The sequence below is a fragment of the Caulobacter zeae genome, from assembly GCF_002858925.1.
In the GTDB taxonomy this organism is placed as follows: domain Bacteria; phylum Pseudomonadota; class Alphaproteobacteria; order Caulobacterales; family Caulobacteraceae; genus Caulobacter; species Caulobacter zeae.
Window position 1 is genome coordinate 56,658 of the sequence record NZ_PJRS01000009.1, and the last position, 24,253, is coordinate 80,910.

Annotated in this window: 29 protein-coding genes; 16 read left to right on the plus strand and 13 right to left on the minus strand. The window is 69.2% G+C overall.

What is annotated here, in order from left to right:
- The first annotated feature begins 107 nt into the window (after nucleotides 1-107).
- The gene (locus SGCZBJ_RS02810; RefSeq protein ID WP_101716512.1) at nucleotides 108-764 is read left to right on the plus strand and encodes an HAD family hydrolase; all 657 of its coding nucleotides are present in this window, start codon (nucleotides 108-110) and stop codon (nucleotides 762-764) included.
- On the plus strand, nucleotides 761-2,017 hold the full coding sequence (locus SGCZBJ_RS02815) for a DNA polymerase IV (RefSeq protein ID WP_101716513.1): 1,257 nt from the start codon (nucleotides 761-763) through the stop codon (nucleotides 2,015-2,017). Before SGCZBJ_RS02810 ends, SGCZBJ_RS02815 begins: the two co-directional genes overlap by 4 nt.
- On the opposite strand, the gene SGCZBJ_RS02820 is transcribed toward SGCZBJ_RS02815, so the two are convergent.
- Nucleotides 1,989-2,909 (minus strand): LysR family transcriptional regulator ArgP, encoded by a 921-nt coding sequence (locus SGCZBJ_RS02820; protein ID WP_101716514.1) that lies wholly within the window; start codon nucleotides 2,907-2,909, stop codon nucleotides 1,989-1,991. The genes SGCZBJ_RS02815 and SGCZBJ_RS02820 overlap by 29 nt on opposite strands.
- 69 nt (nucleotides 2,910-2,978) lie before the next feature.
- On the opposite strand from SGCZBJ_RS02820, the gene SGCZBJ_RS02825 reads away from it, so the two are divergent.
- The 4 genes from SGCZBJ_RS02825 (at nucleotide 2,979) to SGCZBJ_RS02840 (ending at nucleotide 5,058) form a co-directional block, all read left to right on the plus strand.
- The gene (locus tag SGCZBJ_RS02825; RefSeq protein ID WP_101716515.1) at nucleotides 2,979-3,605 is read left to right on the plus strand and encodes a LysE/ArgO family amino acid transporter; all 627 of its coding nucleotides are present in this window, start codon (nucleotides 2,979-2,981) and stop codon (nucleotides 3,603-3,605) included.
- A 77-nt stretch (nucleotides 3,606-3,682) separates the two neighbouring features.
- Nucleotides 3,683-4,264 carry a hypothetical protein gene (locus tag SGCZBJ_RS02830; protein ID WP_101716516.1) on the plus strand — a complete coding sequence of 194 codons (582 nt, stop codon included), beginning with the start codon at nucleotides 3,683-3,685 and terminating at the stop codon, nucleotides 4,262-4,264.
- A gap of 2 nt (nucleotides 4,265-4,266) precedes the next feature.
- Nucleotides 4,267-4,563, plus strand: coding sequence for a winged helix-turn-helix domain-containing protein (locus SGCZBJ_RS02835; RefSeq protein WP_101716517.1), 297 nt, complete (start codon nucleotides 4,267-4,269; stop codon nucleotides 4,561-4,563).
- A 51-nt stretch (nucleotides 4,564-4,614) separates the two neighbouring features.
- Nucleotides 4,615-5,058 (plus strand): OmpA family protein, encoded by a 444-nt coding sequence (locus SGCZBJ_RS02840; RefSeq protein WP_165799224.1) that lies wholly within the window; start codon nucleotides 4,615-4,617, stop codon nucleotides 5,056-5,058.
- Here SGCZBJ_RS02840 and rodA read toward each other — a convergent pair whose 3' ends face one another.
- The 7 genes from rodA to SGCZBJ_RS02875 all read right to left on the minus strand — a co-directional run bounded on the left by rodA (nucleotide 5,059) and on the right by SGCZBJ_RS02875 (nucleotide 12,819).
- Nucleotides 5,059-6,216 carry a rod shape-determining protein RodA gene (gene rodA, locus SGCZBJ_RS02845; protein ID WP_101716519.1) on the minus strand — a complete coding sequence of 386 codons (1,158 nt, stop codon included), beginning with the start codon at nucleotides 6,214-6,216 and terminating at the stop codon, nucleotides 5,059-5,061.
- Complete coding sequence (mrdA, locus tag SGCZBJ_RS02850) at nucleotides 6,213-8,255, minus strand: penicillin-binding protein 2 (RefSeq protein ID WP_101716520.1); 2,043 nt, start codon at nucleotides 8,253-8,255, stop codon at nucleotides 6,213-6,215. The genes rodA and mrdA overlap by 4 nt, the downstream gene beginning before the upstream one ends.
- Before the next feature lie 4 nt (nucleotides 8,256-8,259).
- Nucleotides 8,260-8,769 carry a hypothetical protein gene (locus SGCZBJ_RS02855; protein ID WP_058348486.1) on the minus strand — a complete coding sequence of 170 codons (510 nt, stop codon included), beginning with the start codon at nucleotides 8,767-8,769 and terminating at the stop codon, nucleotides 8,260-8,262.
- A complete protein-coding gene (mreC, locus tag SGCZBJ_RS02860) occupies nucleotides 8,766-9,899 on the minus strand; it encodes a rod shape-determining protein MreC (protein ID WP_101716521.1) in 1,134 nt (377 codons plus the stop codon). The genes SGCZBJ_RS02855 and mreC overlap by 4 nt, the downstream gene beginning before the upstream one ends.
- A gap of 50 nt (nucleotides 9,900-9,949) precedes the next feature.
- The gene (locus SGCZBJ_RS02865) at nucleotides 9,950-10,993 is read right to left on the minus strand and encodes a rod shape-determining protein (protein ID WP_010919417.1); all 1,044 of its coding nucleotides are present in this window, start codon (nucleotides 10,991-10,993) and stop codon (nucleotides 9,950-9,952) included.
- Between the two features lie 366 nt (nucleotides 10,994-11,359).
- Nucleotides 11,360-12,238: a DMT family transporter gene (locus tag SGCZBJ_RS02870; protein WP_101716522.1), complete on the minus strand. Its 879-nt coding sequence runs from the start codon at nucleotides 12,236-12,238 to the stop codon at nucleotides 11,360-11,362.
- Complete coding sequence (locus SGCZBJ_RS02875; protein WP_101716523.1) at nucleotides 12,235-12,819, minus strand: O-methyltransferase; 585 nt, start codon at nucleotides 12,817-12,819, stop codon at nucleotides 12,235-12,237. Before SGCZBJ_RS02875 ends, SGCZBJ_RS02870 begins: the two co-directional genes overlap by 4 nt.
- Nucleotides 12,820-12,942: 123 nt before the next feature.
- Here SGCZBJ_RS02875 and SGCZBJ_RS02880 point away from each other — a divergent pair, with 123 nt between their 5' ends.
- Entirely contained in the window at nucleotides 12,943-13,416 is a 474-nt protein-coding gene (locus tag SGCZBJ_RS02880; protein ID WP_101716524.1) for a hypothetical protein, read from the plus strand.
- A gap of 69 nt (nucleotides 13,417-13,485) precedes the next feature.
- Here SGCZBJ_RS02880 and SGCZBJ_RS02885 read toward each other — a convergent pair whose 3' ends face one another.
- Together SGCZBJ_RS02885 and SGCZBJ_RS02890 are read right to left on the minus strand one after the other, a co-directional pair.
- Nucleotides 13,486-15,075: a 2-isopropylmalate synthase gene (locus SGCZBJ_RS02885; RefSeq protein ID WP_101716525.1), complete on the minus strand. Its 1,590-nt coding sequence runs from the start codon at nucleotides 15,073-15,075 to the stop codon at nucleotides 13,486-13,488.
- A gap of 245 nt (nucleotides 15,076-15,320) precedes the next feature.
- Complete coding sequence (locus tag SGCZBJ_RS02890) at nucleotides 15,321-16,034, minus strand: TVP38/TMEM64 family protein (protein WP_101716622.1); 714 nt, start codon at nucleotides 16,032-16,034, stop codon at nucleotides 15,321-15,323.
- A 217-nt stretch (nucleotides 16,035-16,251) separates the two neighbouring features.
- On the opposite strand from SGCZBJ_RS02890, the gene SGCZBJ_RS02895 reads away from it, so the two are divergent.
- Together SGCZBJ_RS02895 and SGCZBJ_RS02900 are read left to right on the plus strand one after the other, a co-directional pair.
- Entirely contained in the window at nucleotides 16,252-16,917 is a 666-nt protein-coding gene (locus SGCZBJ_RS02895) for a ParA family protein (protein WP_101716526.1), read from the plus strand.
- A gap of 61 nt (nucleotides 16,918-16,978) precedes the next feature.
- On the plus strand, nucleotides 16,979-17,512 hold the full coding sequence (locus SGCZBJ_RS02900) for an NADPH-dependent FMN reductase (RefSeq protein ID WP_101716527.1): 534 nt from the start codon (nucleotides 16,979-16,981) through the stop codon (nucleotides 17,510-17,512).
- 126 nt (nucleotides 17,513-17,638) lie between these two features.
- Here SGCZBJ_RS02900 and SGCZBJ_RS02905 read toward each other — a convergent pair whose 3' ends face one another.
- Nucleotides 17,639-18,223: a hypothetical protein gene (locus SGCZBJ_RS02905; protein ID WP_101716528.1), complete on the minus strand. Its 585-nt coding sequence runs from the start codon at nucleotides 18,221-18,223 to the stop codon at nucleotides 17,639-17,641.
- 287 nt (nucleotides 18,224-18,510) lie between these two features.
- Between SGCZBJ_RS02905 and SGCZBJ_RS02910 the strand changes: the two genes are divergently transcribed.
- Nucleotides 18,511-19,713 carry a pyridoxal phosphate-dependent aminotransferase gene (locus tag SGCZBJ_RS02910; RefSeq protein WP_101716529.1) on the plus strand — a complete coding sequence of 401 codons (1,203 nt, stop codon included), beginning with the start codon at nucleotides 18,511-18,513 and terminating at the stop codon, nucleotides 19,711-19,713.
- Nucleotides 19,714-19,774: 61 nt separating this feature from the next.
- Here SGCZBJ_RS02910 and SGCZBJ_RS02915 read toward each other — a convergent pair whose 3' ends face one another.
- Complete coding sequence (locus tag SGCZBJ_RS02915) at nucleotides 19,775-20,011, minus strand: DUF2171 domain-containing protein (protein WP_101716530.1); 237 nt, start codon at nucleotides 20,009-20,011, stop codon at nucleotides 19,775-19,777.
- A gap of 154 nt (nucleotides 20,012-20,165) precedes the next feature.
- Between SGCZBJ_RS02915 and SGCZBJ_RS02920 the strand changes: the two genes are divergently transcribed.
- The 5 genes from SGCZBJ_RS02920 to SGCZBJ_RS02940 are packed head-to-tail and all read left to right on the plus strand — an operon-like array spanning nucleotide 20,166 to nucleotide 23,051.
- Complete coding sequence (locus tag SGCZBJ_RS02920) at nucleotides 20,166-20,753, plus strand: glutathione S-transferase family protein (RefSeq protein WP_101716531.1); 588 nt, start codon at nucleotides 20,166-20,168, stop codon at nucleotides 20,751-20,753.
- Nucleotides 20,750-21,685: a DUF6807 family protein gene (locus SGCZBJ_RS02925; RefSeq protein ID WP_101716532.1), complete on the plus strand. Its 936-nt coding sequence runs from the start codon at nucleotides 20,750-20,752 to the stop codon at nucleotides 21,683-21,685. Before SGCZBJ_RS02920 ends, SGCZBJ_RS02925 begins: the two co-directional genes overlap by 4 nt.
- Before the next feature lie 3 nt (nucleotides 21,686-21,688).
- The gene (locus SGCZBJ_RS02930; protein WP_101716533.1) at nucleotides 21,689-21,865 is read left to right on the plus strand and encodes a DUF4169 family protein; all 177 of its coding nucleotides are present in this window, start codon (nucleotides 21,689-21,691) and stop codon (nucleotides 21,863-21,865) included.
- Nucleotides 21,862-22,494 (plus strand): hypothetical protein, encoded by a 633-nt coding sequence (locus tag SGCZBJ_RS02935; RefSeq protein WP_101716534.1) that lies wholly within the window; start codon nucleotides 21,862-21,864, stop codon nucleotides 22,492-22,494. The genes SGCZBJ_RS02930 and SGCZBJ_RS02935 overlap by 4 nt, the downstream gene beginning before the upstream one ends.
- The gene (locus tag SGCZBJ_RS02940) at nucleotides 22,491-23,051 is read left to right on the plus strand and encodes a hypothetical protein (RefSeq protein ID WP_101716535.1); all 561 of its coding nucleotides are present in this window, start codon (nucleotides 22,491-22,493) and stop codon (nucleotides 23,049-23,051) included. Before SGCZBJ_RS02935 ends, SGCZBJ_RS02940 begins: the two co-directional genes overlap by 4 nt.
- Before the next feature lie 9 nt (nucleotides 23,052-23,060).
- On the opposite strand, the gene SGCZBJ_RS25535 is transcribed toward SGCZBJ_RS02940, so the two are convergent.
- The gene (locus SGCZBJ_RS25535) at nucleotides 23,061-23,225 is read right to left on the minus strand and encodes a hypothetical protein (RefSeq protein WP_165799225.1); all 165 of its coding nucleotides are present in this window, start codon (nucleotides 23,223-23,225) and stop codon (nucleotides 23,061-23,063) included.
- A gap of 95 nt (nucleotides 23,226-23,320) precedes the next feature.
- Between SGCZBJ_RS25535 and SGCZBJ_RS02945 the strand changes: the two genes are divergently transcribed.
- Nucleotides 23,321-24,253: a LysR substrate-binding domain-containing protein gene (locus SGCZBJ_RS02945; RefSeq protein WP_101716536.1), complete on the plus strand. Its 933-nt coding sequence runs from the start codon at nucleotides 23,321-23,323 to the stop codon at nucleotides 24,251-24,253.

Sequence of the window (24,253 nt, forward strand, 5' to 3'; positions counted from 1 at the left end):
CGGTCCGTGGCGACACGTGAGGGATTCGCGCCGCTTCTTCATCCTCAGATCGCACGAATATCCTTAAGCCCGCGCTAATCGCGTTTCCAACGACCGATCGCACACAAATGGACGCCCGCTCTCTCGACCTCAAGACCTGCACGCTGGATGCGCACCGTCCGCTCGTCATCGTGGACGTCGACGAAGTCCTGGCCCAGTTCATGGCCGGCTTCGGCGCGTTCATCGGACGGCATGGCTTCGAGCTGCGCGTCGACCGTTTCGCGCTGTTCCAGAACATCTATCGCCCGGGCGAGGCCGAGCACCTGGACCTGATCGCCGGCCGGGCCCTGTTCAACGACTTCTTCCGCGATGGCGGCGAGGACCTGCTTCCGGCCGAAGGCGCGGCCGACGCCCTCGCCGACCTGTCGCTGGACGCCAATGTGGTGATCCTGACCAACGCCCCCGAGCACGGCCGCCAGACCCGCGCGCGGTGGCTGAAGACCCACGGCTTCGACTATCCGCTGATCATCAACTCCGGCCCCAAGGGTCCGTCGGCGGCCGACCTGGCCGGGCGGGTCGAGAAGCCTGTGGTGTTCATCGACGACCTGCTGCCCCAGCTCGAATCAGTGGCCGAGTACGCGCCGAGCGTGGGCCGCTTCCAGATGGTGACGGACGAGCGCCTGCGCCCCCTGGCCCCCAGCGCGCCCGACCGGCACACGCGCATCGACCTGTGGCCCGACCTCAAGGTCGCTCTCCGCGAGGCGCTGGCGCTCGACGGGCGATGAAGGCTCTCTGCCGCGACTGCCTGTGGACCGGCGAGCGCAAGGCGCCGCGCTGCCCGTCGTGCGGCTCGCCGCGCACGGTCTTCCACGAGGAGCTGGGCGTCCTGTCGATGGCCCACCTGGACTGCGACGCCTTCTACGCCTCGGTCGAGAAGCGCGACGATCCCGCCTTGCGCGACAAGCCGGTGATCGTCGGCGGCGGCAAGCGGGGCGTCGTCACCACGGCCTGCTACATCGCCCGGATGAGCGGCGCGCGCTCGGCCATGCCGATGTTCAAGGCGTTGCAGCTGTGTCCAGACGCCGTGGTCGTGAAGCCCAACTTCGCCAAGTACAAGCACGAGAGCGCGCTGATCATGGCGCGACTCTCTAACCTGACGCCGCTGGTCCAGCCGCTGTCGCTGGACGAGGCCTGGATCGACCTGGCCGGCACCGAGCGCCTGCACGGCGCGCCGCCGGCGGTGATGCTGGCCAAGGTGCAGAGAGAGATCGAGGCCGAGCAGAACCTGACCGTCTCGATCGGCCTAGCCCCCAACAAGTTCCTGGCCAAGATCGCTTCGGAGCTGGACAAGCCGCGCGGCTTCTCGGCCATAGGCGCGACCGAGGCGGTGGCGTTCCTGGCGACCAAGCCGGTGTCGATCCTGCCCGGCGTGGGGCCGGCCACGGTCTCGACCCTGGCGGGCCTTGGCCTGCGCACTGTCGGCGACATCGCCAATGCGGATCTGAAGACCCTGGCCCAGGCGCTGGGAACCGGCGGCCTGCGCCTGCATCGGCTGGCCCACGGCCAGGACGCCCGGGCGGTGGATCCCGACAGCGTGCGCAAGACGATCAGCGCCGAGACCACCTTCAACGACGACCTCTTCCGCCGCGAGGACCTCGAGGACCAGCTGTGGCCCCTGTGCGAGAAGGTGGCCCGTCAGGTGCGGCGCGAAGAGGTGGCGGGCCGGGTGGCGACGCTGAAGCTGCGCACCCCCGACTTCAAGATCCACACCCGCCGACGCACCCTGCCCGTCCCCACCCAGACGGCCCAGACCCTGTTCCAGGTGGCGCGGGAACTGTTGGCCGCCGAGCCGCCGGGACGGTCCTATCGCCTGATCGGGGCGGGCCTGACCGAGTTCGTGCCCGCCGCGGGCGCGGCCGACGACTTCTTCGCCGGCGACGAGCGCCGCGCTCTCAAGAGCGAGACCGCCATCGACGCCCTGCGCGGCAAGTACGGCCTTGGCGCCGTCGTCACCGGGCGGGCGCTGAAGAGCAAGTAGCCTCGACCAGCGCCTCGCCCGCCGTCGCCCGCACCGCCGCCGTCAGGCGATCCAGCAGGCGCGCCGACAGCCGCGAACGCTGCCAGTAGAGCGTCACCGCGATAGCGTGGCCCGGCGGCAGTTCGACCAACCGGCCGGACGCCAGGTGCGGCTGCGCGAGCGTGCGCGGGGTCATGGCCCAGCCCAGGCCCGCCAGGTTCATGTCGAGCATCCCTTGCGTGGCCGGCGTCCAGTGCACGGGACCTTCGGGAAGCACGCCCAGCGCCTCCTGCGCCCAGCGGGCCTGAAGTCCGTCGCGGCGGTCGAAGCGCAGCAGCGGCGCATGGCGCAGCCGCTCGGCGCCGAAGCCGTCCGGAAAGACACGCGCCATGAAGGCGGGGCTGGCCGTGGCCACGTACTCGATCGCCCCCAGCGGAAAGGTCTTGCAGCCGGCCACCGGCGCCGGATCGGCGGTGACGGCGGCCAGCACCTCGCCATCGCGCAGGCGCTCGGCGGTGTGGGCCTCGTCGTCCATGACGATATCGAGCATGGCCCCGGTCTCTTCGGCGAAGCGGGCGGCGGCGAGCGGGAACCAGGTGCTGACGCTGTCGGCGTTGACGGCGATACGAACCACGGCCGGCCCCTCGGCTAGATCGGTCAGGCGCGGCAGGTCGGCGACCAGATCGCCCTCCAGCAGCCGAACCTGCTCCACATGGGCGCACAGGCGCGCGCCGATGGCGGTGGGGCGGCAAGGCTGGCCACGGGTCAGCAGCACCGCGCCCAGGCGCTCTTCCAGGGCCTTGACCCGCTGGGACACGGCCGAGGGCGTGACGCCGAGGACGGTGGCGGCCTTGTCGAAGGCGCCCTCGCGCGCGACCGCCGCCACCGCGGCCAGGGAGGCATAGTCCAGCATTAGCTCATCTAATTTCGATTTAGCATCCTTAGTTAGACTACAGACGCCGCCGTCGTCATCAAGACGGCCATGAGCACCGCCCTCCTCCCCGCCTTTGCAAAAGGTTTCGCCCTCTCCGCCGGCCTGATCGTCGCCATCGGCGCGCAGAACATGTTCGTCCTGCGCCAGGGGCTGAAGCGCGAACACGTGCTGCCGATCGTGCTGTTCTGCGCCCTGGCCGACGCCACGCTGATCATCGCCGGGGTCAATGGGCTGGGCGCGGTTCTGGCGCTGATCCCGGGACTGTCGCTGGCGCTGAGCCTTGGCGGCGCGGCGTTCCTGGCCTGGTACGGCGTCGGCGCGCTGCGGCGGGCGGCCAATCCCGAGGCGCTGGCCCTGGCCGAACAGCCGAGCATCACCCTGGGCGCGGCGCTGGCCGGCACGGCCGCCTTCACCTTCCTGAACCCGCACGTCTATATCGACACGGTGATGCTGATGGGGGCGGTCGGCGCCAGCCTGCCCGCCGCCGAACGCCCGCTGTTCATGGCCGGCGCGGCCCTGGCCAGTTTCTCCTGGTTCTCGGCCCTGGGCTTCGGCGCCCGCTTCCTCGTCCCGCTGTTTTCCCGCCCCGCCGCCTGGCGCGTGCTCGACCTCGTCATCGGCGCGGTGATGCTGCTGCTGGCCGTCAGCCTGCTGGTCGCGGCGGCGGGTCACTAGGGTGCCATTCAGAGAACTCTGCTTGACAGAGCTTATCGGCGCAAGCACTCTGTCACACAGAGAGCTTTGAGGCTCACATGGAGGATGTGATGGTGCTGACCAAGGACGAAGCGGCCGCCGCATTGGCCGACATTCAGGAAACCACCCGCCGGGGCGCCACCCTGCGCGGCTACCGCATCGGCGGTCCGATCCTGATGCTGTGGAGCGTGATCTGGATGCTGGGCTATCTCGGCATGGGCCTGCTGCCCTCGCACCAATGGGGCTGGGCGTGGCTGGTGCTCGACACGGTGGGCGCGATCGGTTCGATCCTGCTGGCCCGCCCCGCGGAAAAGGCCGCGCGCGCGGCCGGCGTGAAGGGTGACCGAAGCTCGCTGAAGATGATGGGCGGCATGGCGGTGGCCATCGTCTTCGTGATGTCGACCTTCTACGTGCTGCGCCCCACCGATCCGGCCGCGTACCTGGCTTTCCCCGGCCTGATGGTGGGAGCGATCTATGCGGCGGTCGGCGTCTTCGTGGCCGGGCGCTACCTCGGGATCGGCGCGGTGATGTTCGCCCTGACCCTGGTCGGGTTCTACGCCTTCCCCGACATCCTCGCCTTCTGGATGGCCAGCGCCAGCGTGGCGCTGTTCGTCAGCGGCGTCTGGCTGGCGAGGGCCTGAGCATGGCGCAGGCCGACGACCTGATCCACCAGCCCCTGCGCCTTAAGATCATGGCCGCCCTCTATGCCGAGCGCGACGGCGAGCCGCCCGAGTTCTCGCGCCTGAAGACTGTCACCCAGGCCACCGACGGCAATCTGGGCAGCCACCTGAGCGCCCTGGAAAAGGCCGGCTATGTCGAGATCCTGAAGGACCACGTCGGCAAGCGCCCCCGGACCCGCGCCAAGGTGACGGCGGACGGCGCCAAAGCCTTCCGCGGCCACGTCGCCTACCTAAGGGAACTGGTAGAGGGGATCGACTGAGGCACGCGAAGATTGAAACCGGACATGGCGGGCGTCACATTGACGCTCGCCATGATCGCTTTTCTCCTCGCCGTCGCCCTGCAAGCCGCCCCATCGGCGCCTCCTCCGCCGCCCTCGCCGCCCTCGCCGCCTCCGGGCCCGCACACGGATGAGGTGATCGTCTATCACCCGTCGGGCTCGACAGGGACGAGGGCGGTCTCGGAGCACGCCATCGACGCGGCCGTTCAGCAGATTCGGTTCTACAAGCCGGCCAAGGTCATCGTCCAGTCACACACCGATACGGTCGGCTCCAGCGACAGCAACATGGCGCTATCGACGGGTCGCGCCGAGGCGGTGAGAAGGGCCCTGGTCGAGGCCGGCGTCGACGCCCAGCTGATAGAGCTACAGCCGATGGGCGAGACAGCCCCGGCAGTGAAGACCGCCGACGACGTCGCCGAACCCGTCAACAATCGGACAGTGGTGATCCTTCGCCAGATCACCCTGCCGAAAGGCTGACTACATCAGCGAGCCCTTGCCGCTGGTGACTTCGGTGTAGCGATGGACCCGCACGGCCTGCACGAGGCCAAAGCCGATCATCACCGTCATCATCACGGTGCCGCCGTACGACAGCATCGGCATGGGCACGCCCACCACCGGGGCCAGGCCCATGACCATGGCCCCGTTGATCAGCACGTAGAGGGCGAAGGTCGCCGTCACGCCCGAGGCCGCCAGGCGCCCGAAGTGGCTGTGGCTGATCGAGGCGATGCGCAGGGCCATGAAGATCACCACGCCGTACAGCGCCAGCACCCACAGGCAACCGACGAAGCCGAACTCCTCGGCCAGGGTGGCGAAGATGAAGTCGGTCTGCTTTTCCGGCAGGAAATTCAGCTGGCTCTGCGAGCCCAGGCCAAAGCCCTTGCCCAAGAGGCCGCCGGAGCCCAGGGCGATCTTGGACTGGTAGATGTGGTAGCCCGAGCCCGACTGGTCGGCCTCGGGGTTGAGGAAGGTCAGGACCCGCTTGCGCTGGTAGTCGTGCAGCACGAACAGCACGAAGGGCGGGATGGCCACCAGGGCCCCGATGACGCCGGTGGCGATCACCCGCCAGGAGAGGCCCGCGAGCACGACGATGGCCAGCCCCGTCATGGCGATCAGCATGGCGGTGCCCAGGTCGGGCTGGTGGGCGACCAGCAACACCGGCGCGCCGATCATCGCCAACGGGACCAGAAGCCGCCAGGAGAACCGGGCGCTGTCGGCCGACAGGCCGTGGTAATAGCGGGCCAGGGCCAGCACGACGCCGATCTTCATGATCTCGGACGGCTGGAAGCGGAAGCCGCCGATCGACAGCCAGCGCTGGGCGCCCAGCGACACGTCGCCGACCACCTCCACCGCCACCAGCAGCAGGAGCCCCACCCCGTAGACGGGATAGGCCAGGGTGAACCAGACCCGCAGGTCGACCATCGCCAGGATGATCATCATGATGAAGTAGAGGCCGAAACGCAGCAGGTGCTTGTCGGCCCAGGGCTCCCACGAGGCGCCCGCGATCGAGAACAGCATCAAGGCCCCCGAGCCCGCGATCAGGCACAGGAGCAGGCAGAAGGTCCAGTCGATCTCCATGAACTTGATGATCGGCCGGTCGCGTTCGCCGGGCCGGGAGAGGCCGCCGCTGAGGGTCATATGTGGCCTCCCTGGGGTGGCTGGCCGGTCGTCGGGGTCGTCGCCTCGGGGGGCGGCGGAGCGCCCTCCTCCGGCTCGTCGGGCGCGGCGCCTTCGACGACGCCGTCGGCGGTCTCGACCGGGGCCTCGGGCAGAGGCATGGGACGCTCGATGCGGGCGCGGATCTCCGGATCCTTCAGCAGGGCCACCCGCATCACCTCGCGGGCGCGCGGGGCGCCGGCGGTGGCGCCGCCCAGGCCCCCGTGCTCGACCAGCACCGCCACGGCGTAGCGCGGGTCGTCATAGGGCGCGAAGGCCACGAACAGGTTGTGGTCCTTGAGCTTCCACTGCACCGACGCGCTGTTGCGGCTCTTGGCCTTGTCGTAGCTGCGGACCTGGGCCGTGCCGGTCTTGCCGGCCATCTGCACGTCGCCCAGACCCAGCTGGCTCTGGCGATAGGCCGTGCCGCGCACGTCGTTGGCCACGGCCGCCATGCCGCCGCGCACGTAGTCGAGGTGCTCCTTGGAGAAGGGCAAATCGGGCACGTCGGCGCCGCTGGGCTGCTCAACGCCGCCGACCGACTTGATCAGGCGCGGGTTCAGGGCCTTGCGGCCATTGGCCAGGCGCGCGGTCATCACCGCCAGTTGCAGGGCGTTGACACTCAGCGCGCCCTGGCCGATGCCGTAGCTGGGGGTCTCGCCCGGAAACCAGATCTGGTTGGCCGGATTGCGCTTGAAGGCCCGCTTCTTCCACTCGCGGTCGGGGACGATGCCCTTTTTCTGGCCGGGAATGCCGATGTCGAAGATCTCGCCGAAGCCCATGCCGCGCGCGGCCGTGGCGATGGCGTCGGGGCCAATCTTCAGCGCCGTCTGGTAGAAGTAGATGTCGCACGAGTTCTTGATGGCGTCGTGCATGTTCTGGGCGCCGTGGCCGCCCTTCTGCCAGCAGCGCCAGGTGCGGCCGCCGTAGTACCAGCTGCCCGGGCAGTTGATGCGGATGTTCGGATCGATGCCCGCCGCCAGCGCGGCCAGGCCCACCGTCGGCTTGAAGGTCGAGCCCGGCGGATAGGTGCCGGTCATCGCCTTGTCGAGCAGCGGCTTGCGCTCGTACTCCGACAGCGCCCGGTATTCCGCGCCCGACAGGCCCTTCACGAAGCGGTTGGCGTCGAAGCTGGGGGCCGAGACCATCGCCAGCAGGTCGCCGTTGCGGATGTCCATGACGACGATCGCGCCGCTTTCCTCACCCATCACCTCAAGGGCGCGGTTCTGGATGTCGGCGTCGAGGGTGAGGCGCACTTCCTTGCCGGGCGTGGCCGGGATGTCGCCGGCCGGGTCGAGGCTGACCACGCGGCCCTGAGCGTCGACCTCGGCCTTGATGGCGCCGGCGCGGCCGCGCAGATCCAGGTCGAAGGCCTTCTCCACGCCCTGGCGACCGATGCGGAAGCCGGGGTTGTGCAGCAGTTCCTGGTCCTGGGTCGGATCCTTCTTGGCCGCCTCGACGTCGCGGTCGGAGACCTTGGCGACATAGCCGATGACGTGGGCGAAGGCGCCGCCGAACGGATAGACCCGCACCTCGCCCATGTCGGCGCTGATATTGGGCAGCTCGGGCGCGCGGATGTTGATCCGGGAGAACTCCTCCCAGGTCATGTCTTCCATCACCACCACCGGCGCCTTGCGCGGGGCGTTGTTGATCTCCCTGAGGAGACGCGCGCGGCGCGTGCCGTCGATCGGCACCAGGGTCCCCAGGTCGTCGAGGGTCGCCTCGACGTCCATGCCCTTCTCCTTGATCACCATCAGGCGGAAGTTGGGGCGGTTGGAGGCCAGGGCCACGCCGTTGCGGTCGAGGATCAGGCCGCGCGGCGGCGGCACCAGGCGGTAGTTGAACTGGTTGCCGGCCGAAAGCTTCTGGTAGCGCTGGGCTTCGACCAGCTGCAGCTGGGCCAGGCGCCCGGTCAGGGTAAGGAGGCCCGCGCCGGCCAGGCCGCCGAGCAGGAACGCGCGGCGGTGGAAGACCCCCTGCCGCTCGTTGACCTCGAAGAAGAAGATCGACGGTTCGCTCATCGCCTCACCGGAACCGGACGTCGGCGTCTTCGAAGCGATCGATCAGCCGGTGCGCGAACGGGAACAGCAGCGCCGTGGCCAGGAACTGCCAGAACACGGCCACCAGGCTGGGCATGGCCAGGCTGTCCATCATCGTGAACAGGAAGCCGGCGGTCATGGAAAGCGCGCAGGCGCCGGCGTACCAGACCCACAGCATCGGCCGGCTCTGGCCGGTCAGCATGTTGCGCACCGCCAGCACCGAGGCGTAGGCGACAAGCAGCGACAGGCCCCACAGGCCCGTGGGGCCGCCCCAGAAGGTGTCGAGGAACAGGCCCAGCAACAGCAGGGCGAACGGCGCCAGGATCGATGGGCGGATCACCGCCCAGGCGAAGGCCGGGACCATCGCGAAGATGGGTTCGGGCAGTTGCAGGCCCCACATGCGGATCGGGGCCGCGAACAGGATCGTCGCCAGGATCACGAACAGCATGGGGACGCCCAGCCAGCGCCCCGGATTGAGGGGCCGGGCGCCGGTCATTGCGGCGTCCTGGCCGGCGCGGGCGCCGGGCTGGTGGTCGAGGGCCTCGTCGTCGCGGGCGGCCGTGCGGCGCTCGTTCCCGCAGCCGCGGGCCGAGTCGCCGTCGGAGCGGGCGTGGTCGGCCGGGCCGCGGCCGGGGCCGTCCCCGTCGTGGCGGCCGGAGCCGTCGTCGCCGGGGCGGCGGGCGGCGGGGTCGCGGGACGGGCCGGACCCAGGATCGACTGCTCGGGGTTCTCGGTGATCACCGGCGGCAGCACCTTGGCGGCCAGGGCCTGCTGGTCGGCCAACTGGGCGAAGTCCTTGAACAGCAGGATCCGGATGTAGTCGATCGAGGTGCTGTCGGCGAACAGCACCACGCGCCAGCGGCCGTCCAGGCCCTTGACCGCAGCCCCCACCGGCAGGCCGCGCGGCACGACGCCGCCGTCGCCCGAGGTCACGACGCGGTCGCCGGCCTGGATCGGCTCGGAGCCGCGCAGGTATTCCAGCTTGGGATTGGGGCCGCCGTCGCCGGTCAGGATGGCGCGCGAGTTGGTGCGGTCGATCATCACCGGCGTGCGCGAGGCGATGTCGGTCAGCAGCAGCACGCGGCTGGCGCCGGGCGCGACGCCGACGATGCGGCCCACGAGCCCGCGCTCGTTCATCACCGGATTGCCGACGACGACGCCCTTTTCCTTGCCGGCGTCGGCCAGGCGGGTGTTGGCGAAGGGGCCGCGGCTGTCGGCCACCACGCGGGCGGCGACCATCGGGATCGGCGGATCGGTCTTCAGGCCCAGCAGCGACTTGTAGCGCTCGTTCTCGTCGACGAGAGCCAGGTACTTGTCGCGGTAGGTCCGCATCTCCTTGAGCTCGGCCTTCAGGCGCGCGTTCTCGGAGCCGGCGAAGAAGTAGTTGCGCACCGCGTCGACGCCGACGCCGGTCCAGCGGCCGGGCGCGGCGATGACGCCGCTGACCGGCTTGGCCACGGTGTCCACCGTCTGGCGGGTGACGCCGTAGGCCTGCTGTTGCAGCGTCTCGCGCCGGTCGGCCAGGAGAAAGGCCACCGCGATCACGACCGCGACGATCAGCGCCACGGCCGCGGTCCAGGTGAGCGGCACTTTCAGGTCGCCGAGCGGACCTTCGCGAAAGGGCACGAACTATTCTCCTGGCGCCCGCCGGACGCCGATGCGGATTGTATCAGGGCTTAGGCGAGGGTCGATTCCAGGACGCCCTTCATCCACTTGGGATGCTCGAGCACCTTGCCGCAGCCCAGGGCAACGCACGACAGCGGATCGTCGGCCACGGTCACCGGCAGGCCGGTGTGGTCGCGGATCTCGGCGTCCAGGCCGCGCAGCAGCGCGCCGCCGCCGGTCAGCATGATGCCCTTGTCGGCGATGTCGCTGGCCAGTTCCGGCGGGGTGGCTTCCAGGGCCACCTTCACGGCTTCGACGATCTGCCCGACCGGTTCGGCCAGGGCGTCGGCGGCCTGCTTTTCCGAGATACGGACTTCGCGCGGCACGCCCTGCATCAGGTCGCGGCCCTTTACGTCGATCGACAGGCCTTCGCCGTCGGCCGGCGCGCGAGCGGTGCCGATTTCCTTCTTGATGCGCTCGGCGGTCGTTTCGCCGATCAGCAGGTTATGGTGGCGACGCATGTAGCTGATGATCGCCTCGTCCATCTTGTCGCCGCCGACGCGGACCGAGCGCGAATAGACGATGCCCGACAGCGACAGCACGGCCACCTCGGTGGTGCCGCCGCCGATGTCGACGACCATCGAGCCGGTCGGCTCGTGGATCGGCAGGCCAGCGCCGATGGCGGCGGCCATCGGCTCGTCGATCAGGCCGACGCGGCGGGCGCCGGCGTTCAGGCAGCTGTCATTGATGGCGCGGCGTTCCACGGCGGTGGCGCCCGACGGCACGCACACGATCACCTTCGGGTTCACGAAGCCCTTGCGGTTGTGAACCTTGCGGATGAAGTACTTGATCATCTCCTCGGCGACTTCGAAGTCGGCGATGACGCCGTCGCGCATCGGGCGGATGGCTTCCATGTGGCCCGGTGTGCGGCCCAGCATCTGCTTGGCCTCGATGCCCACGGCGTGGACGACCTTGCGGCCGCCGACGTTGCGCAGCGCCACGACGGACGGCTCGTTCAGCACGATGCCCTTGCCCTTCTGGTAGATCAGGGTGTTGGCGGTGCCCAGGTCGATGGCGATGTCGTTCGAGATGACGCCGAAGAGGGAAGAGAACATCGAAAACCCTGACTGAGGGGTAGAAGGGGCGAGACGTCAAAAACCACGGGGGAGCCCGCGGTGCGGAGCCCTTTCCGCCGAATGACCGGAGGAGCAGGCGAGAAAAAGGCTCCTACTGCAAATCAGGAAGAGGACAACATGATTCCCCGCGTACGCGGATCATCGTCCCTTCCCGCCTTGCGCCTTCTTGTGGCGACGGGAGCGCCGCCGCCGGGCCGCGCCGTCGTCCAACCACCGGAAGAGTGAGGGAGACGCCGCCCGTTTGCACCGCGAAAGCGTTGATTTCAAGGTCTATTCGCCAAGCCTTCTCACCTGTTTCAAACTCGTGTGCGAGCCGGCAGGGGGAACGCATAAAAGTGTCTATTTCTAGCCGAGCGCGGCCATGACGACTCCGACCGCCGTAACGGCCCCTGCGAGGACCTGAAACAGGGTCAACCGTTCGGCGAAAAGCCGTCTTCCGGCCAGGGCCGCCATCGGCATCTCGACGACGCCCACCGCCCTCACCGGCCCCACCGGCGACAGCGCCATGGCCGTGAACCAAAGGCCCGAGGCGGCCGCGCCGCAGAAGCCCGCGCCCAGCGACTTGCGCCAGGCGGCCAGCACGGCGACCACCGCGTCGGGATTGCGCACCATCAGGATCGAGGTCAGCACCGCCGACTGGATGGCCTGGACGACCATCACCGTGACGAAGGCCGAATAGGCCAGGTGCGCAGGATCGAAGGTCAGCGAGGCCTGGCGGAAGCAGTTGGCGCTGAGCGCGAACATCGCGCCCGAACCCAGACCCGCCAGCACCGCGCCGCGCTTGAGGGTCACCGCGCCGCGCGGCCAGGACAGGGCGGCCAGGCCCGCGGTGGCGACCAGACCCCCGCCCCACTGCATGGCGGTGATCCGATCACCGAACAGCAGCGCGCCCCAGACCAGGGCGAACGGCAGGCCGCTCTGCTGCATGGCCGTGCCCAGCGCGAAGGACGAGCGCTGCATGGCGACCAGCAACGCCGCGGTCGCCGCCATCTGCAGGCCCGCGCCCGCGAAGGCGCCGAGCCAGAAGCGCATGGTCAGGTGCGCCTGCGGGTCCTGGGTGACCAGGAACGCGATCCCGGCGAAGACGATCGCGAACGGCAGGCCGAACAGGAACCGCACGAGGGTCGCGCCCCAGGGGCCGGCCCCGCCCATCACCGAGCGCTGCGCCGCGTTGCGGGCGACCTGCAGGGCCGCGGCGGCGATGGTGATGGGGATCCAGATCATGCCGCTCTCTTGGCCGCCACCAGCACGCCCGAGGCCCAGTCCATGCCGACGATCGCGAAGCGCGGATCGCCCGCCAGGCGCAGCACCAGGTCGTCGACCCGGGCCTGGTGGCCTTCAGGCCAGTTCGGCTGGGGCGACATGTCGTCGACCACGTAGACGCCGCCCACCTGCAGCAGGCGCAGGGCGTCTTCCAGGCCTTCGTACTTGCCCGGCATGGCGTCGGCGAAGATCAGGTCGAAACCGCCATCGCTCTGGCCGGCCAGATAGGCCGCGCCGTCCTCGGTGATGAAATCGACGCGGGGATCCTCGCCCAGCACTTCGCGCGCCACGGCCTGGACCTTGGGATCGTTGTCGACGGTGGCCAGGCGGGCGTCCTCGTCCATGCCGTCCAGAAGCCAGGCGGTGGCCGAGCCGGTGCCCGTGCCCATCTCCAGCAGCGCCTTGCGGCCGACGGCGAGCGTGCGGAGCATTTCGCCGATGCGCGCTTCCGACGACATGTCGAAGCCCGCCTCGATGGTGCGCCTGGCGATCTCGTGCCAGCGGGGCGGCGAAGCAACGCTGTTTTCCAAGGTCGAACCCATCGATCGGCTCCTTATGCCGCCCTTACGCCGGCGGCGGGTTTATGAATGGCGCCCTGACGCGGGGCGGCGTCAGAACAGCGGGGTTGGCGCACATAAGCTGCGTTTCCTAACAAGGCGTTCACCATGTCTCTCCATCCGCTCCGTCAAGCCGCTCAGTTTCTGCTGGGCGTCCCGACCGACGGGATCGATCCGACGCTCGACCGTATGCTGGAACTGGCCCAGGCCACGCCGCTGTGCTTCGTGGCGGTGGCCGGACCGGACGCCGCCGAGGCCATGGGACAGCTGTGGCGGCGCGGCTACCAGCGTGTTGAAATCGCCCGCCGGGCCACCTGCGCGGCCGCCGACGAACGCAGCGACGTGCTGCTGGTCGTGGGCAGCCCCACGGCCGACGACATGCGCGCGACCGCGGCCTCGACCCTGGGCCTGCTGCGCCCGGGCGGGGTGATGGTGATCGACGTGGGCGCCCTGGTCGACGCCGCGCAGCGCGCCGCCCTGTGCGAAGGCCTGGCGCAGCTGGGTCTCGACGTGCAGCCGCAGGCGCACCTCGCCGCCGAGATCCTAGCGACGCGCCGCTGGGGCTGGCGCAAGGCGGCCTGAACCACCCTTCCCCTACTCGCCTGCAACGCATCGCCCGGCTCGTCCGGGCGATGTCGTTTCAGGAGCGGATCAGAACCCGCTGGCGATGGCCGCCGGCGCGCTCTTTTCCTTGCGGGCGAAGAGGTTGTTGAGGGCGTTGACGTACGCTTTCGCCGAAGCGGTCAGGGTGTCGGTGTCGGCGGCCGCGCCGGTGGCGATGCGGCCGTCCTCTTCCAGACGCACCGAGACCTGGGCCTGGGCGTCGGTGCCTTCGGTGACCGCGTGCACCTGGAACAGCCGCAGGGCGGCGCTGTGCGGCACGATCTTGTGGATGGCGTTGAACACCGCGTCGACCGGACCGTCGCCCGAGGCCTCGGCGCTCTTGGCCTGGCCGTCGACGTCCAGGGTCAGCTCGGCCGACTGGCCTTCGGTGCCGGCCACCACGCGCAGGTGCGAGACGCGGATCTTCTCCGAGCCGCGGGCCAGGGCGTCGTCGACCAGGGCGATGATGTCGTCGTCGTAGACGTGCTTCTTGCGGTCGGCCAGGTCCTTGAAGCGGCCGAAGGCCTCCTTCAGGGCGTTCTGGCCCAGCTCGTAGCCCAGGTCCTTCAGCTTGGCGCGGAAGGCGTGGCTGCCCGAGTGCTTGCCCATGACCAGGCTGGACGGCGCCTGGCCGACCGACTCCGGGGTCATGATCTCGTAGGTCTCGCGGTTCTTGAGCATGCCGTCCTGGTGGATGCCGCTCTCGTGCGCGAAGGCGTTCTTGCCGACGATGGCCTTGTTGTACTGCACCGGGAAGCCGGTGATGGCCGATACGTAGCGGCTGGCGCGGGTGATGTGGGTGGTGTCGATGCCGGTCTGGAAGGGCAGCTTGTCGCCGCGCACCTTCAGGGCCATCACCACCTCTTCCAGCGCGGCGTTGCCGGCGCGCTCGCCCAGGCCGTTGATGGCGCACTCGATCTGGCGGGCGCCGCCCTGCACGCCGGCCAGGCTGTTGGCCACGGCCAGGCCCAGGTCGTTGTGGCAGTGCGTCGAGAAGATCACCTTGTCGGCGCCCTCGACATTGTTGACCATCCAGTTGAACAGGTCGGCGTATTCCGACGGGTAGGTGTAGCCCACCGTGTCGGGCAGGTTGATCGTCGTGGCGCCGGCCTTGATGGCGGTCTCGATGGCGCGGCGCAGGAACTGGCGGTCGCTGCGGGTGGCGTCCTCGGCCGACCACTCGACGTCGTCGCGCAGGTTGCGGGCGTGGGTCACCGAACGGGCGATGACGTCGATGACGGCGTCCGGCTCCATCTGCAGCTTGTGCTTCATGTGCAGGTCGGAGGTGGCGATCACCACGTGGATGCGGCCGCGTTGGGTCGGGCGCAGGGCCTCGGCGCAGCGGTCGATATCCACCTGGTGGGCGCGGCACAGGCCGGCGATCGTGCTGTTCTTGACGATCTTGGCGATTTCGTTGACCGACTGGAAGTCGCCGTTCGAGGCGATCGGGAAGCCGGCCTCGATGATGTCGACCCCCATCTCCTCGAGGATCTTGGCCAGCTCCAGCTTCTCTTCCAGCGACATCGAGGCGCCGGGCGATTGCTCGCCGTCGCGCATGGTGGTGTCGAAGATGACGACGTTGTCGCGGCCCGACACGATCTTGGAATCAGCGGCGACGGGCGAGATGGGGGCGGTCATGGGAGTGTCTTTCGCGAGGTCCGGAAGGCTGAAGGGCTGTTGTCCCCTGAGCGACCGGCCGCGACGATACGTACGCGCGGCTAGACGGACGCCCAGGGGCGGCTAAGCCCCAGCGCAAGGAGAAGAAGGTTGTCGCGTTCGCGGCACATGCGGTTGTATTACCCAACCACGCCAAATCCAGCAAGCCGTTTGCTCACAAGGCAGTCAATTCGCCGCGCAAGGGGTAGGAAATACCCCGAACCCGATTATTGATCGGCTTGTTCTTCCTTGGCCTTCAGCCAATTGCGGGCGACCCAACCCGCACCGATCCAGATCGCGGCCGCAACGACCAGCAGGACGACGTGCTGCACGCCCCCGCCCCGCATCGCCTGGACGATGGTGTTGCCGGCGAAGGCCGTCAGGGCAATCTTCGGAATGATGCCGATGGCCGTGCCGCTAACGAAGTCTCGCACCCGCATCGGCGTGACGCCGGCGGCCATGTTGACGACGATGAACGGCGCGGACGGCACCAGGCGCACGATCAGGCTGGCCATGAAGCCGTTCTTGCCGATCAGCTTCATGAACTTGTGCACGCCGTCGCTGGGCAGGCTGGCCAGCATCTTGCCGCCGAACGCCCGGCCGACCCAGAAGCCGACCATCGACGAGACCAGGGTGCCGATCCAGCTGTAGGCGAAGCCGGTCCACGGGCCGAAGGCGACCACCGCCGCGGCGATCAGCACGAACTGCGGCACGCCCACGAAGGCCAGGGCCGCGAAGGCGCCGACGGCCACAGGCAGGGCCCAAGGCCCGTGCGCGGCGGTCAGCCAGTGCTCGACCGTGGTCTCGCCATCCAGGCCCAGAAGCTGAGCGCCGAACAGGAAGACGATCCCCACCCCGCCGAACAGCACGAAGGAGACGGCCACCGCGCGCCAGGCGCGGGCGTCCATGTTGGTGAAGAAATCGATGAGACGGCGGATGATCACGGCCCCTGCCTCGCGCATGGCTATCGCCGGGTCAAGCGCCCCGATGGCGTCAAAAGCGTGGCCGGTGCGCATTCGGGGCCAAACTTCGCCGTTCAGGCGGGCGCCTGAGGCAGGATTCCCGCTTCGCGACATTTACGTTGCGATAACGTCGTAGAGCGACGCTACTTATCCACAGGCCTGCAGGGGGACGCGGGCGCTTGGTGAGGAAACGTACGTGAAGACCTTGGCTGTCATCTCGCGCAAGGGGGGCGCGGGCAAAACCACTCTATCCGTCAACCTGTCGATCGCCGCCCATCTGGCCGGCTGCCGCACGATCCTGGCCGACATCGATCCGCAGCGCTCGGCGTCGGACGTGCTGCGCGGCCGCGAGGCCGACGGTCCGGCCCTGCTGGAAAGCAGCGCCGGCAAGCTGTTCCAGGCCCGCTACCACGCCGAACACGAGCGGGTGGACCTGATGCTGATCGACACGCCCGCCTCGCCCGAGGCCGACGTCGTCACCGCCATCAACACCGCCGACCTGTGCCTGCTGGTCTGCCGCCCGACCTTCCTCGACATCGCCGCCGTGGCGCGCTCGGCAGAGGCCGTGCGGCGCCTGGGCAAGAACGGCCTGATCGTCATCAACCAGGCGCCGGCCAAGCGCGGCGGCCAGGAGCCGGCCAGCGTGGTCAAGGCCGCCGAGGCCCTGCGCTTCTGCGGCCTGCCGCTGGCGGCCGTCGGCCTGCGTTCGCGCGCGGCCTTCCAGCAGTCGATCGCCCACGGCCGCTCGGTGCTGGAGTGGGAGCCCGCCGGGGCCGCCGCCCAGGAGATCAGCCGCCTGTGGACCCAGGTCGCCGGCCATCTGGCGCTGCCGGTCGCCGCCCCGGCCGCCCGCGCCAGCTGAACCTTGCCCGCCCCGCCCGACGGCGGGCATGGTCGCGGCTCCTACAGTTTCGGAGTCGCGCATGAACCTTCTCGGCATTTCCGGCAGCCTGCGGGCCGGCTCGTTCAACACCGCCCTCCTCCGCGCCGCCCAGGGCCTGGCGCCTGACGGCGTGTCGATCACCCAGTTCTCGCTGCGCGACCTGCCGTTCTTCGACCAGGACCTCGAGGCCGAGGGCGATCCCGCCGCCGTCGTCGCCTGGAAAGAGGCGGTGCGCGCTGCCGACGGCCTGCTGATCGCCTGCCCGGAATACAACGGCGGGATCACCGGCGTGCTGAAGAACGCCATCGACTGGGCCTCGCGCGGCAAGCCCGCGCCACTGGCCGGCAAGCTGTGCTGCCTGGTCGGCGCCTCGCCGGGCATGACCGGAACCGTCCGCGCCCAGGACGCCCTGCGCCTGTCCCTGCGCCGCTCCGGCGCCCGCACCGAACCGCAGGGCGACGTCCTGGTCGGCCAGGCCCACACCAAGATCGAGGAGGGCGCGCTAACCGACGAGCGCACGATCGAGGCCCTGCGCCGGCACATCGCGGAGTTCGTGGAGTTGGTGCGGGCCTAATGCCCCTCCCCCCGAAGGGGGAGATGGACCGGAGGGCCGGAGGGGGAAGCGGCTGCTGCACTGCCGCAATCACTTCCCCCTCCGTCGCTCTGCGACAGCTCCCCCTTGGGGGAGGGTCCCCTGGAACTACTTCACCTGCGACGGGTCGTAGTTGGCCCCGAAGTCCAGCACGAACAGCGGGCCCAGCACCACGGTCTGCTTGGCCGAGCCCAGGTGCAGCGACACCGCCGCCCCGCCCTTGTCGGCGTCCATCGTGGCGCGGCCGCTGACGGTGTAGATCTTCCAGTCGGGGCTATCGACCTTGATCGCCCCGCCCTCGACGATGCCGCCCCACGGCTCGGCTGACTGCTGGACGCGGACATTGGTCACGGTGGCGGCCGGCGCGCCGCCTTCCACGGCCTCGGCCTTGGCCCAGAAGGCCACGGTGATGACGTCGCCCTTGGTGATCTTGCCGTTGACCGCCTGGCTGCCCGAGACCCGCCAGGCCGCCGCCGGATCGGGCGTGGCGACTGCCACCCGCACCCCGCCGCCGCCGACCACGGCCTTGTCCTTGACGTAGGCGTTGGTCTGGCCGGGTCCGTAGACGTTCCAGGCCGTCGACGGCTTGTTGATGGCGTACTTCATGATTCCCTCGTCGGCCGCCGTGGCGACCGGCGCGGACAGCGACAGGGCGAGCGCCGCGACGGCGGCCCCGAGAATCGTCTTCTTCATATGGCTTCCCCCTTCCGAAAGGCATGATCTTGCTCGCCCGCGCGATGCGAACGAACGGCCGTCTCCTTCCCTGGAGGATTGTCGAAAATGCTCCGACCACGTCCCCCGACGCGGGGTTCCGTCGTGCGCGCGGCGGAACCTTGTTCTCTAATGGTAGCGGTAGCGCGAGCGACACAAACTGGCAAGAAGCCGCGCTTTGCGGCCCCTCCCGCGTTGCACCGCGAGGGGGTCGGGCGTAAAGACCGCCGCAATCCTGAAACCGGTCCTTTCCAGGGGAGTCCAAGACAATGTCGCTCGAGTCCGCCGCACTGCGGCGCATCGCACCGTCGGCCACCATCGCCATCAGCGCCAAGGCGCGCGCGCTGAAAGCCGCCGGTCGCGACGTGATCGCCCTTTCGGCCGGCGAACCGGACTTCGACACCCCGGACAATATCAAGGACGCGGCCATCGCCGCCATCAAGGCCGGCAAGACCAAGTACACCGACCCGGACGGCATGCCCGAGCTGAAGGCGGCCATCTGCGCCAAGTTCAAGCGCGAGAACGGCCTGGAGTACAAGCCGAGCCAGGTGCACGTCGCCCCGGGCGGCAAGCCGGTGATCTACAACGCCTTCGTGGCCACCCTGAACCCGGGTGACGAGGTCATCATCCCGGCCCCGTACTGGGTGTCGTACCCCGACATGACCCTGCTGGCCGGCGGCACGCCCGTGCCGGTCGAGACCACCGCCGAGAGCGGCTTCAAGATCACGCCGCAAGCGCTGGAAGCGGCGATCACGCCCAAGTCCAAGTGGCTGATCATCAACAGCCCGTCCAACCCCTCGGGCGGCGCCTATACCCGCGCCGAGCTGCAGGCGATCGCCGACGTGCTGCTCAAGCACCCTCACGTCTGGGTGCTGACCGACGACATGTACGAGCACCTGGTGTTCGACGACTTCGAGTTCACCACCATCGCCCAGGTCGAGCCCAAGCTCTATGACCGCACCCTGACGATGAACGGCGTCTCGAAGGGCTATTCGATGACCGGCTGGCGCATCGGCTACGCCGCGGGTCCTGAGGCGCTGATCAAGGCCATGGGCAAGATGATCAGCCAGACGACCTCGAACCCCTGCTCGATCAGCCAGTGGGCCGCGCTCGAGGCTCTCAACGGCCCGCAGGACTTCATCAAGCCGAACGCCAAGCTGTTCCAGGAGCGCCGCGACCTCGTCGTGTCGATGCTGAACCAGGCCACCGGCCTGCACTGCCCGACCCCGGAAGGCGCCTTCTACGTCTATCCCTCGTGCGCCGGCCTGATCGGCAAGACCGCCCCCTCGGGCAAGGTCATCGAGAGCGACGAGGACTTCGCCGTCGAACTGCTGGAGACCGAGGGCGTGGCCGTGGTGCACGGCGCGGCGTTCGGCCTGTCGCCGTTCTTCCGTATCAGCTACGCCACCAGCAATGACGTGCTGGAAGACGCCTGCTCGCGCATCCAGCGCTTCTGCGCCAACGTGAAGTAGGCTTTCCGGCCTATCCGGAAACGACGAAGCCGCGGCCCTCAGGCCGCGGCTTTTTCATTGCTCAGTGCTTCTCGCGCCAGCCGGCCTTGGCGTCTTCCTGGGTCATGCTCAGGTGCACCGCGTCGTCGTCGACGTATTCCACCCACGACAGCGGGATCATGTGGTGCTTGAGGCCTGAGCCCAGGTCGAGCTTTGTCAGCTCGATCTCCGTGCCGACCACGTGGTCGACCCGGCCGACATGCTTGCCGTCGGAACCGACCACCTCGAGATGCTCGCGGATCAGAGATGCATCCATCATCGGACATGTCCTCCCGTCGGCGCCGTCTCCACGGCGGCGCCATGGCCCTTGAAACGGCTGTGGGCGACCATTGGTTTCCCGATTGCCGAGCCCATGCGTTCGCCTTACGTTCGCCGGCAGGACCGCAAGGCCAGGCGGTTCAAGGAGACGCGTCATGCTCACCCTCTTCCATGCCCCGCGATCGCGCTCGACGCGCTTCCTCTGGCTGCTGGAGGAACTGGGCGCGCCCTATCGCATCGAGAAGGTCGACATCTTCCGCAGCATGAGCGGCACGGGCGCGCGCGACCCGCGCAACCCCCATCCGCACGGCCAGGTGCCGGCCCTGCTGGACGACGGCGTGCTGATCACCGAAAGCGCCGCCATCGCCCTCTACCTGACCGACAAGTTCCCGACCGCGGGCCTAGGGCCGATGATCAGCGACCCGCACCGCGGCCCCTACCTGTCTTGGCTGGCCTATTATGCGGGCGTGCTGGAGCCGGCGGTGACCAATCTCTGGAAGCAGCGGCAAGACGACCAGGACAAGCTCCAGTACGCGGCCCTGGACGAGCGCCTGCGCACCACCCTGGAAAAGCAGCCCTGGCTGCTGGGCGAGCAGTTCTCGGCGGCCGACATCCTGTTCGTCAGCCTGTTGCAGTTCGCACGCCAGATGCTGCCGGCCCATGCGGTCTATGACGACTGGCTGGCCCGCGCCAACGCCCGCCCCGCCCTCGCCCGCGCCCTGGCCAAGGACGACCTGTCTTGAAAAAAGCCGCCCTCGCCGTCGCCTTCCTGCTGAGCGCCGCCACCCCGGCGCTGGCCGGACGCATCGACGCCGTGCTCAGCGACGACGCCCTGACCGTCACAGAGGACGGCAGGACCGTGCTGGTCTACCGCACCAAGCCGCTGGACCCGGCCAAGGAGCCGGGCCGCTCCAACTACGTCCACCCGCTGTACGCGCCCGACGGCACGGTGCTGACCGAGGATCGGCCCGCCGATCACCTGCACCAGCGGGGGGCCTTCTGGAGCTGGCACCAGGTGCTGGTCGACGGCAAGAGCATCGGCGACGGCTGGTTCATGCAGGGCCTCTCCTTCAACATCCACGACCGCAGCTTCGAGGGCGACGCGGCCGGACGCGGCAAGCTGACGGTCAAGGCCGATTGGCTGGTCAATTCCGGGCCCGAAGTGGTCTATGCCGCCACCGAGACGACCTCGATCATCGTCCACCCGCTGAAGGGCGGCGCGCGGCGGATCGAGTTCGACACCACCATCACCGCCCGCACCGACAGCCTGGCCCTGGGCGGCAGCAACGACGTCAAGGGCTATGGCGGCTTCTCGATCAGGCTGATCCGCCCCGACGCCCTGGTGTTCGGCTCGGACGGCAGGCAGGTCAAAGCCCAGAACGAGCCGGTCGACGCCGGCAAGGCCATGGGCTTCGCCTGGCCCGCGGCGCCGGGCGTCCCGGCCTGGACCGTGGGCCTTAGCTGCAAGGCCAACGGCAAGCCGATCACCCGCTGGATCCTGCGCAACGAACTGTCGATGCAGAACTGCGTCTTCCCCGGCCGCGCGCCCTATGTGATCAAGAAGGGTGAAAGCCTGCGCCTGCAGGAAACCCTCGTCATCCGCCCGGCCAGCAAGCGCACGCCCGCTCCGGCCGCCACGCCCCAATCCCAGCCCCTGTCCCAACCCAAGACCTGAACCATGGCCGAGATCCTCAACCTCAACCACGCCCGCAAGGCCAAGGCCAAGACCAACGCCAAGCAGACGGCCGCCGAGAACCGCGCCCGCTTTGGCCGCACCAAGGCCGAAAAGACCCTCGACTCGGCCCGGGCCGAGAAGCTTTCGCGCGCCCTCGACGGCGCCAAGCGCGAGGAATGAGCGAGCCCTTCCACCGCGACCCGCGGGCGGAATCCTTCACCTCAGGCCAGCGGAAATGGGCGGAGGCGGCGATCTACGCCGGCGTGGTCGGCGCGCTGCTGGTCGGCTGCCATCTGTTCTGGAACTGGATGATCCCGCTGGATCCAGCCTGGTCGCCGCCGCCGCGCAACCAGACCCTCGTCGCCAGCGGCGTCTTCGCCAGCAGCACCGACGCCTTCCAGCCGCGCGGCTATGACTTCGTGGGCCTCGGCGGCGGCCACCTGCGCCTGCGCTGCACGCCCTATGCCGACGCCTCGCCGACCATCAGGGGCAACTGCCTGGCCGGACGCGGTCGCCTGGGCGACTACGGGGGCCAGCGCGTCAGCGTGCGCTACTACGAACTGCCCGGCTTCGATGGCGAACCCGAACGCATCCTGTTGAGCGCCAACGCCGGGCGGCGCTGGATCCTGTCTCCTGAGGACCAGGCCGATCGTCTGGCGGCCGGCGCGGCGAGCCAAAGGCGCAACGAGGTTTCTCCACGCGCCATGACGTCGTTCACGGGCGCGATCATCCTCTTCGTGATCGCCGCCATGATCTTCGATGTGGCGCGTCGCAGGACGCGCCCCCGTCCCGCTCCATCGAACAAATGACCGAACAGCCCCGCTCCCCCTGGCCGTTTCAGGCCCTGGCGTTCCGCTTCGCGCCGGTGCTGGTGGCCGTCATCGCCTGGAACGCGATCTGGGATTGGGCGACACCGGTCGATCCGGCCTGGACCCCGCCGCCCTGCGAACGAACGGTCCTGACCATCGGCGTCTTCAAGACCGCCACCGATGCGCCTCGGGCCGACGGCTACGAATTCGAGACGGTCGACGGACGCCGCCTGCGCCTGCGCTGCCGGCCGGCCGGCGCGGTCGCCGACGATTGCCTGAACGGCGGGGGAAAGGTCGGCGACCATTCGGGCCGCTACACTACAGTGCGTTACTACGAGCGGATCGAAGGCCAGGGCGCCGCGCCCAGGCTTGTGTTGCTGGGCGCAAAGTCGGGCGCGGAGTGGTTGCTGCGCACCGACAACCAGAAAGCGAAACTGACCGCGCTGGGCCAGGCCGAACGGCGGCGCAAGGCGCACTTACGGACGGCGATCTCTACCGTCCTGACCCTCTTGGCCGGTTTCATCGGCCTTGGGCTTTTCCGCCGCTTCCGGCGCTGAGCGGCAGGCTCAGCGCGGAACCAGAAAGCGCGCGCCCTTGGGCAGGCTGTCGCAGCAGCCGACCACGGGCGTGGCCGGAACTTCGCCCATCCGCTTCCAGGCGGCGATCAGGCGCTCGATCGCCCAAACCCAGCCGAACGTGGCTTCCTTATGGGTCTTGTGGAACTCTTCCATGGCCGCATCTCCTATTCCCCGGCGACACTGGGAAGATTGGCCTGATCGAGGCGCGCGACAAACGTGGTTCGTTGAGCTATGGATAAGCCATACTTATGGCTGACATCCTTGCTTCATATTCGCTCGGCGCCATCCGCGTCTTCGAGGCCGCCGCCCGGCTGAAGAGCTTCACGCGCGCCGCCGACGAGCTGGGCGTCACCCAGGCCGCCGTCAGCTGGCAGGTGAAGACCCTGGAACAGCGGCTGGGTCAGCCGCTGTTCGTGCGCAAGGTGCGCGAGGTCGACCTGACCCCGGCCGGCGAACGACTGGCGCGCGCCGCCACCGAGTCCATGGGGCTGCTGCGCGCGGCGCTGTCGGATCTGGTCGAGGCCGACCAGGGCGTGCTGGCGATCACCACCATGCAGAGCCTGGCCAACCATTGGCTGGCCGCGCGCCTGGGCGCCTTCCAGCTGGCCCACCCGATGATCGCCGTGCGGCTGGAAGGCAGCCACGTTCTGCGCGACCTTGGTCGCGGCGAGGCGGACCTAGGTCTGCGCGCGGGAAACGGCGACTGGCCGGGCCTGGCCGCCCACTTCCTGATGCCCTTCGTCCAGACCGCCCTCTGCTCGCCCGAGTTCCTGGCCCGGCATGGCCCGTTCGAGCGCCCCGCCGACCTGCTGGCCGCGCCCCGCATCGGCGCCTCTCGCGAGTGGGAAGTGTGGTTCCGCGCCGCCGGCGTCACGCCGCCGCAAGGCCCCGAGGCCCCGCGCCTGGAAGCCGACGCCCAGTCGATCGAAGTGGCCTCGGCCCTCGCCGGCCAGGGCCTGGCCGTCGGCTCGCCGATCTTCTTCGCCGCCGAGATCGCGTCGGGACGGCTGGTGCAGCCGTTCGACATCGCGCCGCACTACGGCGACGGCTACTGGCTGGTCTATCCGCAGGAGCGTCGGCGCGTGCGCAAGATCGCCGCCTTCCGCGACTGGATCCTCGAGGCCGTGGCCGCCGACCCGTCCATCGCCCGCTACGCGGCGGCCGACGAACGGGCCGACTGA